Below are 11,265 nucleotides of genomic sequence, written 5' to 3' on the forward strand. Positions count from 1 at the left end.
ACATCTATGCAGATATGCTTTCCTCACTAGTCGTTAAATTCCGTACCCACTTACCTGAGCGGAGCCGCTGCCAGCCAATGACGAACCGAACTAATTCTTCTAATGAGAGGAAAAAATATACCCAGAAAATCGGCTGCTTCCATACAACGGACAGCAGCAAGCCAAGCGGTACACCGACCAGCCACGTAGCGGTCGATTCCATTGCAAAGACGAATTTGCTGTCGCCTCCACTTTGCAACACGCCTCCAGCCATAATCATATTGGCAACCTTCACCCAAATAAATGCTGCGAACACCCACAAAATATAAACGGAAAGCTGATCTGCTTCTGCGGATACCTGGAACAATTTCGTGTAAAGCGGCGCAATTAGAGCAATCACCACACCTAATACAAATGCGGCAGCAATACCAAACCGAATGAGCCGCTTAGCATATTGTTGCGCAATTACAGGTTCACCAGCTCCGAGCTTATTGCCAACCATAACAGCAGCAGCCCCGCTAATACCGGTCAATAAGCCAATCATTAATCCTTGTAACGGGAACGTAATCGTCATCGCTGTCATTTCAACCGTGCCCATGCGGCTGTAAATAATCGCATAAACAGCCTCACTTAAAACCCATACTAATTCAGTCAGTACAAGCGGATACATCGTAATGAGAAACTTGTTTGCGAGCGGCCTTGAAATGCTAAACAGCTCTTTAAGTGACGTGCCGCCAGGCAGACGATATTTGTAGACGGACCCAATAATAAGCATGCTTTCAACTACACGTGAGATTAAGGTGGCATAAGCCGACCCTGCCAGCCCTAATTTCGGTAAGCCAAAATGACCAAAGATGAGCAAATAATTCAACACAATATTCAAAATGACCGTAAATAAACTAATATACATAGGAAACTTCACATGTCCTGTACTCCGCAGCATTGCAGAGTACAACATCGTCAGCATAGCTGGAACGAAGCTAATTGCAATAATTTGCAAATAAATACGCCCATTGCTAAGAATGCTGCTATCCTTCGTAAACAAGGACAATAACAAGTCTGGTTTGGCAATGATTATTGCTGCGAACACTAGCGATAATGCGAGACCAATAGCGAGTCCAAGGCCAAGCAGCTGCGAGATGCTTTTCCGATCCTTGCTGCCCCAATATTGCGCCACATAAATCGAAAGCGCACCAGCAAGTCCAGCTAATACAACCGATACAACGCTGTTAATTTTGCTCGCAATACCTACCGTTGCAATAGCGGTATCGCCAAGCTGTCCGACCATCACCTGATCCGTCATAAACAGCAATGACATCACTAAGCTTTGAAGCGTAATCGGAACAGCCAGCTGGAGAAGTGTTTTATAAAAACTATTACTTTCGGCTTTACCCATGTTCGTGCCTCATTCCTAAGAAGTTAACTTATCAGCTTATCCATTCATTCGCTGCTTCTGATCTTACATAACGCATTAACGTATAATTTCTTTTTATTTGAATATCTGCTACTTCAAATTTTTTCGTATACGACAAATCATTGTAGCCTTGGCCGTCTACGAGCGAAATGTTTGAGGCACCGCCGATAATGATTGGAAGCTGCATCAAAATAATTTCATCAACTAAATCAAGATCAAACACATGCCAGTTCAGCATGCCTCCCCCTTCTACCATCAAATGACGGAATCCATAATTCTTTTCTAGTAAAGGGAATAATTTACCGAAATCGACAAGCTCTTGACCGCATACGATCACCTCTTTGCCCCGGCTCCGAATCCATTCCTTCTTCTCTTCGTCTGCTCCTTGCTCTGTCGTAATCATAATGGTACGTTCATCGTCCATAAAAATATTGCTGTCGAGCGGCAAATCCATCGTTCTTGTCGGCACGAGACGAACCGGATTTTTTCCCGTTTCATAACGATTCGTTAGAAAGGGATTGTCTGTGCAAATCGTATTTTTGCCGACCATTATCCCGTCCACTTGCCCACGAAAGCGATGAATGAACTCCATATCCTCCTGCGTAAACAATTGAAACAATTCCTTGCTTGAATACCCGCTTCCGAACGTTAATTTGCCATCAATGGACACTTGGCTGAACACGGTTACTTTCATTCATTTCATCCTCCCCATTTTTTTCATGCAAAAACTGCTCGATCTGCGCCACAACTTCCTCCGACACATCCACCATCTTGCGACAAGCGCCCTCAGCATTCCCCTGCTCTAGCTCCGCTAGACCTGCCTCCAAACCTACCCAAGCTGCAATCATGAACGGGCTGACCGGAATCGGTCTACTCGCGTTCGCCATCACCATTAAGTTTTGTCTGTTCGGGTCTGCTGTCGCTTGCAGCTTCTCCATCGCTCCCGTCCGTACAGGAATTCGCTGTGCCCGCTCTGCCCAAGCAAGCTGGCTCTCATCCTCCAGCAGGAACGCAGCAAACTTGCGAATATCGTCGCCAAGACTGGAGTTAATGGAATCGTTGGGGAAAATAAGTCCAATTGAAGAGGACATCGAAAAGGAAGCTTTGCCAGCAATCGCAGGCAAATGTGCAACTCCCAGCTCATCGCCCATCTCGCGCTGCAAGTAGTTGTAAATCCACTCGCCCGTAATAATTGCACTGATTTGTCCAGCTACAAACTGCTCCAGCAGCTCGGTCGCACCGTCAAAGCTCTTTAATACGCCTTTTTCTCGTTGACTTTGAACGTAGGCGATAGCCGCCTCCATCTCAGGGGTACCTAGACTCGGTTTATTGTTCTGCATCGGCCAGCCGCCAAACGCTGTCAGCAACGGGATGAAGCTGTACGACTGCTTGATATCTATTCCAACAGGTGTAATTCCTTTGTCATTCAGCTCCGCAGAACGCTCGCTCCACTCCTGCCAATCCAGTGGCGGATTCGTATACAACCCGCGATTATAATACAAAGCTAGATGGTTGCCTGTCAGAATAGGCAATCCTGCTTGATAGCCGTCCACCAGCATCGATTGCAAAACATGCTCGCCAATAATCCCCTCATACCAAGCAAGCGGAACCGCAGACAACAAAGCACTTTCCTTGTATGACGCCATGTCTGAAGGGACGATTGCCATATGAGGCCCTTCTCCTGTCCGATAAATATGCTTTATTCGCTCCCCCAGCTCCGTAATGCTCATCGACTCCAGCCTAATGTGTACGCCATGCTGCTCCTCGAATTTTTCACATAGCTGCTCAAGCACTTCAATAGACGTATCTCCTTGCCCATCAAATTCATGCCAAATAACAAGCTCCGTCAATTCATCATCCCCTTGTCTTTAATCCATTTGTATCTCAAGGAATAAATACGGTTTTCATCGTTTCCTTCACTTGCCCGCTCTCTTGTGCTTTGCTTACGTTCAGCAGCTCCGCAATTGCTATTTCATGCTCATCAAGTCGGTACCTCTTCGTAACCATGCCGTCTAGCTCATTCAATTCCGAAGCAAGCTTTAGCGCGTCTTGAAACGTATTCAGATATTCACCTGCTCCAATCACCTTAATCCCTTGCTGCAAATAGCTCGTCGGTTTGAACGTATGCTGGAAGCCTGCGTGAATGCCAAACGGTACAATTCGGCCACCCCTGTCAACAAAACGTTCTGCGGAATGAAATTGATTGCCGACAGCATCAATAACAACGTCGAATTTACGCTCACCTAACCATTTGCTGACAATCGCTTCATTCAACAGCTCCGGGTGAATCGCAACGTCTGCGACAGAAGCTGCTTGCTGAAGACGGTGGGGATTCACCTCCGTAGCTGCTACGAAGCCAGCCCTTCTTTTGCCTACAATTTGACACAGCAGTCCCATTGGACCAGAGCCAAGCACGAGTACAGCATCGTCATTACGCACTTGCGCCTCATTGTAATTGTGCAGAACGCATGCCAAAGGCTCAATGAATACCGCTTGTTCCCAGGTCATATGATCCGGTATAAGATGTACAAACTGCTCATCCGTTACGAAAAAACGCGCAAACGTTCCTGACTCTGTGATGCCGGATACAGCCATTCCATCTCCATTTACCCCAGAGCATAAATGTGGTTTGTCCCTTCTGCAAAATCGGCATTGTCCGCAGCTTTTGTTCGGGTCAATGACTACCCGGTCGCCTACGCGCATGCTAGTAACCTCACTCCCGACTTCAACGACAACACCTGCCGCTTCATGCCCTCTAATGACGTCATAATCTCCCCTCTCCTTGCCTGCAGCCACAGCGAGATCTGTTCCGCATATTCCAGTCATCGCAATTTCAACCTTTACTTGCCAAGGTGATCCGATCTGAGGCTCCAGAGCGGTGATAAGCTCCAGCCTATTGCTCCGTGACCACACAATTGCTTCCATTCGATTACGCTCCTTTTCCAGTGTTGTGCACTGCGTTATGGGTCGTGTGACGTCGGAGCAGCCGATAACCAAATGCAGGCAGTTCCATCGCTAGCATCCCCGCTTTCGCAATCAGCACCTCGCCTGACCACACATCCACCCAATGCTCATCAGCATTCGTATCCTTTACCGAAACGGACAAAGCTGCGGCTTGCTCGGATACATTCATCGCTACGATAAAATGCTCGCTGTCATCCCATCGCTCATAAGCGATTTTGTGATCTCCCGCTTCCGCATGCAAAAACCGATATCCACCATAACGAAGTGCTGAATATTGCTTGCGCATAACGATCATTTGTTGATAGAACTCAAATAATTGGCTGTCTTGACGATCCTCATCCCAAATCATGCAGCGCCGATTATCTGGGTCATCTCCCCCGCTCATCCCAATCTCATCACCATAATAAATACACGGCGCACCGTAATACGTGAATTGAAACAATACGGCCTGCTTTAGCTGTTCCGTATTGCCTTGACACAGAGTCAGCATTCGCGCTGTATCATGACTCCCTAGCAACTGGAAGGACGCCTCCACTACTTGCAGCGGATAAGCAACCATTTGGGCGCTTACGGTATCAGCAAATTCCTTGCCATCGATTCGACGAGCAGCAAAAAACTGAATAGCGCTATAACGAACAGGGTAATCCATCACCGCATCCAGCTGGTCCCCTTGCAGCCAAGCCATCGCATCATGCATCATTTCACCAACCAAATACACATCCGGCTTAATCGCTTTTACCGAATCTCGAAACGTTCTCCAAAACCGATGATCAATTTCGTTCGCAACATCGAGCCTGAATCCGTCAATATCACATGTTTTTAGCCAAAACACTGCTATATTAACTAAATATTCAATCAATTCTGAATTTGACGTGTTGAACTTTGGTAAGTTAGCTTCGTAACCGAACGTTTCATACGCCGGTGCGTCGCTCTGCTTATTCCATTCATCCCTCCATATAAACCAGTCCGCATAAGGCGATAGCCGCTTATTTTTCATCACATCGACAAATGGCGGAAACGTATGTCCACTGTGATTGAACACAATATCAAGCAGCACTCGAATGCCTCGTTGATGGCACTCATCCACCAGCTTTTTTAACAATTCATTATCGCCAAACTGACGATCTACGTTATAATAATCTGCTGTATCATACTTATGATTCGTCTCCGCCTGGAACAATGGAGTAAAGTAAATACATGTAATGCCAAGCTTCGTCAAGTAATCCAACCGATCTAGAACACCTTGCAAATCACCGCCGAAAAAATTAAGTTTCGTAGATGTCTCTTCCCATTGCTCGGTCTGCACTGGATCGTTAGCATGATCACCATTAGCAAATCGATCAGGGAAAATTTGATACAATACAGCATCCTTCACCCAATCCGGTGGAGTGATCCTGTCCCTCTCATGTGCATAGGGGTATTCAAAATTACCAAAATCATATTCTGCCGCATATTCCTTGCACCAACGCTCCGCATAATACAGCGATTGATCTCCTGCATGCAGCAGAAACCGGTAGCTAAGCCTGCCGAATATGGGCTGTACTTGTACTTCCCAATAATCATAAAGTGCATCAGACAGCAGCTTGTACATATCAGCCTTTTGTTCTGTCTTGTACCAGTTATACTTGTCCCCATAACAGACCTGAACACTTTCGACATCATTTTTCATCGTCCGCAGCCTTAAATAAACGACATTTTGTTTATAAATAAACGCCCAATTTTGCTTGTGTCTATGGTACAGCGCCTCTACGTTCAATCCGTTCACCTCTTTCTTGAAACAAAAAAAAAGCACAACCTCGACTTAGCCGAGGTTGTACTTTTCAGTAGCATTGCCTGCATTTGAGATTGAGTATAGCATCAAAAAATTGTAAATTCAATATGTTATTTACTAAAAAAAAAATCCACACAGGCTATTGACAATCAACGCATTTCACTCATAAAATATTAGGCATAACACGAAGGTTTCCAAAATAAGGGCTATGCCTTTTTGAACCGTTATGCGGTTTAAGAACAACCCCGGATCTCTTTTTTAAGAGAACGCTCCGGGGTTGTTTTTGTTTTGGGAACAAAGTCAAATATGGGGGGGAATAATAACGGCTTCAAGCAACATCCAACAAATTGTAAGCGAATACAAAAAAAGAAAGGTGTGTTCTTAGTGGCTCAAAAAATTTCGAGACCCGTCATTTATCTGCTATTTGCTCTATTGCTATCACTTGCCCTGCTTACGCCTATCGGCAGTAAATCTATTGTTGAGTCAGCACCAGCTACATCTGTTCAAAACAAACAAAACTTCTCTACGGATGTCATTTATCAGATCGTAACCGACCGTTTCTCTGACGGCAACGCAGCTAACAATCCGACAGGAAACGCTTTCTCTGCAGGATGTGCCAACATGCGCGTCTATTGCGGCGGAGACTGGGCTGGTATCGTAAACAAAATTAACGACAACTATTTTACCGATATGGGTATTACAGCACTTTGGATTTCACAGCCGGTTGAAAATATTTTTTCTGTTATCACAAACTCTGGTGTTCACAATACTCCCTATCATGGATATTGGGCACGCGATTTTAAAAAGACGAATCCTGCTTTTGGCAGCATGACGGATTTTCAAAATCTGATCAATGCAGCGCATGCCAAAAACATCAAAATCGTCATCGATTTTGCACCAAATCATACCTCGCCTGCATCAGAAGATGATCCTTCGTTTGCCGATAACGGCAGGCTTTACAATAATGGAACATTAGTTGCAGGCTACACAGGCGATACTAACGGCATCTTCCATCACAATTTAGGAACAAACTTCTCGTCCACAGAAGACGGCATTTACCGCAATTTGTACGATCTTGCCGATATTAGCCATAACAGCAACACAATCGATACTTACTTTAAAGATTCCATTAAGCTTTGGCTGGATATGGGCATTGACGGCATTCGTGTTGATGCAGTAAAACATATGCCTTTCGGCTGGCAGAAGAGCTGGATGTCTTATATTCATAATTACAAGCCTGTATTTACTTTCGGGGAATGGTTCCTTGGAACTAACGAAATTAGCCAAGAGAATTACAGCTTCGCTAATCATTCTGGCATGAGCTTGCTGGACTTTGAGTTCGGTCAGAAGGTACGCCAAGTGTTCCGCGACAATACAGCAAATATGTATAATTTGGACACTATGATCTCTGGCACTGCGTCTGGTTATACGCAAGTAGCCGATCAAGTTACTTTTATCGACAATCATGATTTAGACCGCTTCCAAGTAACAGGTGCATCCGGCCGCAAGCTGGAACAAGCGCTTGCATTCACTCTAACTTCACGCGGCGTTCCTGGTATTTACTACGGTACAGAACAATATTTGACAGGCAATGGCGATCCTAACAATCGCGGCATGATGAATTCCTTCAGCAAAACAACAACGGCATACAATGTCATTAGTAAGCTGGCACCGCTTCGCAAATCGAACCCCGCAATGGCTTATGGTTCGACGCAGCAGCGCTGGATCAACAACGATGTATATGTTTATGAGCGCAAATTCGGCAACAATGTTGCTGTAGTTGCTATTAACCGTGGCGGCTCAAGTGCTTCCATCAACGGATTGCTTACTTCTTTGGCAGCAGGCACGTATGCCGATGTTCTTGGCGGAACGCTGAACGGCAACAGCATAACAGCTGCAAGCGGTGGTGCAGTTAATACCTTCTCGCTTGCTGCAGGCGCAGTTGGCGTATGGCAATACACAGCAGCATCTCCTGCTCAAATCGGAAACTTCGGTCCAGAAATGGGCAAAGCAGGAAACACTGTAACAATCGACGGAACAGGCTTTGGCGCAACAAAAGGAACCGTATTTTTCGGAACAACTGCTGTAACTGGCGCTAATATCACTTCATGGGAAGATACACAAATTAATGTTATCGTTCCAAGCGTAGCAGCGGGCAAATACAATGTGATGATCCGTACAGCAGCGTCTGTAGACAGCAATGCTGTTGCTAGCTACAACGTGCTTACAGGCACTCAGGTAACCGTTCGTTTCGTAGTAAACAACGCTACAACTGTCCCTGGCGAAGCCATTTATCTTGCTGGAAATGTAGCAGAACTTGGCGGATGGGATACGAATAATGCGATTGGCCCAATGTACAATCAAGTCATCTATTCTTACCCAACTTGGTACTTTGATGTGAGTGTACCAGCAAATACGACTTTAGAATACAAGTACTTCAAGAAAAATGGTTCGACAGTCACTTTCCAAGGCGGAGCGAATAAGACATTCGTTACTCCAGCAAGCGGAGTTGCTACAGTTACAATTGGATGGTAATCGCTTAACATCCTAATCAACTAGAGCCGCAACAAAAATCCCGCAGGACTCATCTATTCGAGATGATGTTCCTTGCGGGATTATTTTTTAAAGGGATTGACAGACCCTCTAACATGTTCTCCTCTTATGAATCAATAGCTTCAAGCTGTCCAGATTGGCGCAAATCGTTCCAGCGATAATAGTAAACACTCCTATTATCGACAACCAGGTAATGGTCTCCCCGTATAATAGAACCCCAAGTATGAGGGCAATTGTCGGTGAAATATAGAGCCAAGTAGCCGGAAAGATGGGATTTGTTTTGGCAATCAGCCAATAGAAAAGACTGTGTCCTACCATTGAACCGATAACAATCAAGTAGAGTAATGACCCGATTGCTTTTGTCGTTAACATGCTCTGGACGTCCACTTGTTCTGTTACCGATGACAGAATAAGAAGCAGCAGTCCTCCCCAAATCATCTGAACCGCGTTTAGGGCAATAGGCGATGCTTGCGGGAAACGTTGAATGACTTGTTTGGAATATAGGGTGCCTGATGCATAAAAGAGTTGTCCGAATAAAATAGCGATGCAGCCGTTAATCCACCATATATCATGTCCCAAGGTCAGGCGAGGAAGCAGCAATATGACGATTCCTGCGAATCCAACCATACATCCGAATACGGAGCGTGCTGACGCCTTCTGCCGCATGACAAGAACTTGCAGCACGAGAATGATCATAGGTGCCGTAGCTGATAAAACGGCAGCGATACCGGATGAGACATATTGCTCGGCCCAGTACAGAGTCGCGAATGTACCGAACGTCAGACCTATTCCAGTCAGTAACATTTCTTTGCGAATGAACAGAGATAAGCTTGCTTTTTTCTTCCATACCAGCCAAAGAAACAGTAGCAGACCCGCAGCAAAGAACCTTATTCCCGCTGAGAAGAACGGCGGCGTGGAAGCGTCAACCCCTATCTTTATGGCCAAAAAAGTCGTGCCAAAAATGAAACATATGAGCAAGTAATTGATAAAAATCATGGATGCTCCCCCCTCTTGCTACGTATCATACAACGCAATGAATAGAACAGATGTATAATAGCAGAACAGATGGCCGAAGCATGATATATAATAAACGCTAAGGGGGAGGAGAAATAATGAAGAAGGTACAATCATCCACGCATGTTACCAAGCTGCTTTTCAGAGAAGCATACGATTATATAATGACCAAGATAGAGCGTGGAGAGTTGAAAGCTCATGACAAGCTCCCTTCAATCAGGCTGCTCGCCCAAGATCTCAAGATACATCGGCTAACGGTATTTCGAGCCTATCAGTTATTGAAACAAAACGAGAAGGTCTATGTTAAGGAGAAATCAGGTTATTATGTAAGTCCAGACAATCCGAAAGAGGCTATATCCGAACCTATGGACATTAGCCCTCAAGCCTCTTCCAGCTTGCTCAAAAATTCCTTGTCAGAAATTCAACAGATACCTGTTACTTATCAATTCTCCCAATCGCTCATTGATCCGAATTTGCTGCCGAATCTATATCTATCCGAATATGTGAAAAAAGTTTTTGATATTTATCCAAAATTAATGGGAACGTACTCTAGTGTACAAGGGGATGAAGAGCTTCGTGAGTTCCTTTCCCGCTACTTGATGCGAAATCACAGTCTTCAACTGACAGAAAGCGATTTGCTCATTACGACTGGCGGACAACAAGCGATTGACTTAATAGCCAGAGTCTACATTAAACCCATGGATTACATCTTGGTAGAGAGACCTACTTATAGCGCTGCGCTCGATATTTTCCGCCAGCAAGGGGCACGGTTTCTCCCTGTCGACATTTACCCGAGCGGCTATGATTTGGAGAAAGTTGAAATGCTCATGAAACAATATCGCCCCCGTATTTTTTATATGAATCCTACCTTTCATAACCCGACAGGATATACGGTTCCTGCTGCCCAGCGTAAGCTGCTTGTTGAACTGGCTGAACGTTACCGCTGTTTGCTGATAGAAGATGATGCGATTCACGAAATGTATTTTGATCAGCCGCCTCCTCAGCCCTTTTTCTCATACGATACAGATGGGTGGGTTGTGTATCTCCGCAGCTTCAGTAAATATATATCGCCTGGTCTGCGCATTTGTGCCGTCATCGGTCGTCAGTCTGTCATAAAGCCGCTAATTATCGCAAAATCTTTGGCTGACAACGGCACTCCGCTGGTCAATCAGAAAATATTTTTGCATTATTTCGAGTCAGAACGGATGACACAACACTTAGATAAGCTGCGCATCGCTCTCCAAATCAGAAAAGAAATTGTTGAGGAGGAACTGTCTGTTACCGGATGGAGCTGGGCCAGTCCAAAAGGTGGCTTTAATTTGTGGCTGAAGCTTCCCGAAGCGCTTCCTGTGGAAGAGCTTTTGAACGAAAGCATCCGGCAGTCAATCTCTTTTATTCCCGGTATTATCTGTGATCCGCTCAGAGAAATGCGATCATGGATACGTTTCAGCTATTCGTTTGTCAATGAGGGGCAATTGCGAGATGGAGCAAGGCGTCTTGCAGATATCGCTCGGAGATACTAGGGTATTGAAGGGAAGATGGCGGTACAGGAATAGCCCCTGCACCGCCA

At 45.3% G+C, this 11,265-nt stretch carries 8 protein-coding genes; 2 read left to right on the forward strand and 6 right to left on the reverse strand.

Features of this window, described 5'->3' with window-relative positions; genetic code table 11:
- Nucleotides 1–4: 4 nt before the first annotated feature.
- From AC1TPC_RS13970 to AC1TPC_RS13990, 5 genes are read right to left on the reverse strand one after another with little or no spacing between them, the layout of a single operon-like run.
- On the reverse strand, nt 5–1,375 hold the full coding sequence (locus tag AC1TPC_RS13970; RefSeq protein WP_482067441.1) for an MATE family efflux transporter: 1,371 nt from the start codon (nt 1,373–1,375) through the stop codon (nt 5–7).
- Between the two features lie 31 nt (nt 1,376–1,406).
- Nucleotides 1,407–2,087, reverse strand: coding sequence for a dihydrofolate reductase family protein (locus tag AC1TPC_RS13975; protein WP_065385434.1), 681 nt, complete (start codon nt 2,085–2,087; stop codon nt 1,407–1,409).
- Nucleotides 2,053–3,243, reverse strand: coding sequence for a sugar ABC transporter substrate-binding protein (locus AC1TPC_RS13980; RefSeq protein ID WP_482067442.1), 1,191 nt, complete (start codon nt 3,241–3,243; stop codon nt 2,053–2,055). Before AC1TPC_RS13980 ends, AC1TPC_RS13975 begins: the two co-directional genes overlap by 35 nt.
- 34 nt (nt 3,244–3,277) lie before the next feature.
- Entirely contained in the window at nt 3,278–4,318 is a 1,041-nt protein-coding gene (locus AC1TPC_RS13985) for a zinc-dependent alcohol dehydrogenase (RefSeq protein ID WP_482067443.1), read from the reverse strand.
- Between the two features lie 4 nt (nt 4,319–4,322).
- Nucleotides 4,323–6,113: an alpha-glycosidase gene (locus tag AC1TPC_RS13990; protein WP_482067444.1), complete on the reverse strand. Its 1,791-nt coding sequence runs from the start codon at nt 6,111–6,113 to the stop codon at nt 4,323–4,325.
- A 399-nt stretch (nt 6,114–6,512) separates the two neighbouring features.
- Here AC1TPC_RS13990 and AC1TPC_RS13995 point away from each other — a divergent pair, with 399 nt between their 5' ends.
- Nucleotides 6,513–8,663, forward strand: coding sequence for an alpha-amylase family glycosyl hydrolase (locus AC1TPC_RS13995; protein ID WP_482067445.1), 2,151 nt, complete (start codon nt 6,513–6,515; stop codon nt 8,661–8,663).
- A gap of 108 nt (nt 8,664–8,771) precedes the next feature.
- On the opposite strand, the gene AC1TPC_RS14000 is transcribed toward AC1TPC_RS13995, so the two are convergent.
- Entirely contained in the window at nt 8,772–9,677 is a 906-nt protein-coding gene (locus tag AC1TPC_RS14000; protein ID WP_482067446.1) for a DMT family transporter, read from the reverse strand.
- Nucleotides 9,678–9,793: 116 nt separating this feature from the next.
- Here AC1TPC_RS14000 and AC1TPC_RS14005 point away from each other — a divergent pair, with 116 nt between their 5' ends.
- Nucleotides 9,794–11,218 carry an aminotransferase-like domain-containing protein gene (locus AC1TPC_RS14005; protein ID WP_482067447.1) on the forward strand — a complete coding sequence of 475 codons (1,425 nt, stop codon included), beginning with the start codon at nt 9,794–9,796 and terminating at the stop codon, nt 11,216–11,218.
- The last annotated feature ends 47 nt before the right edge of the window (nt 11,219–11,265 follow it).

The sequence above is a fragment of the Paenibacillus sp. Y280 genome, assembly GCF_056786335.1.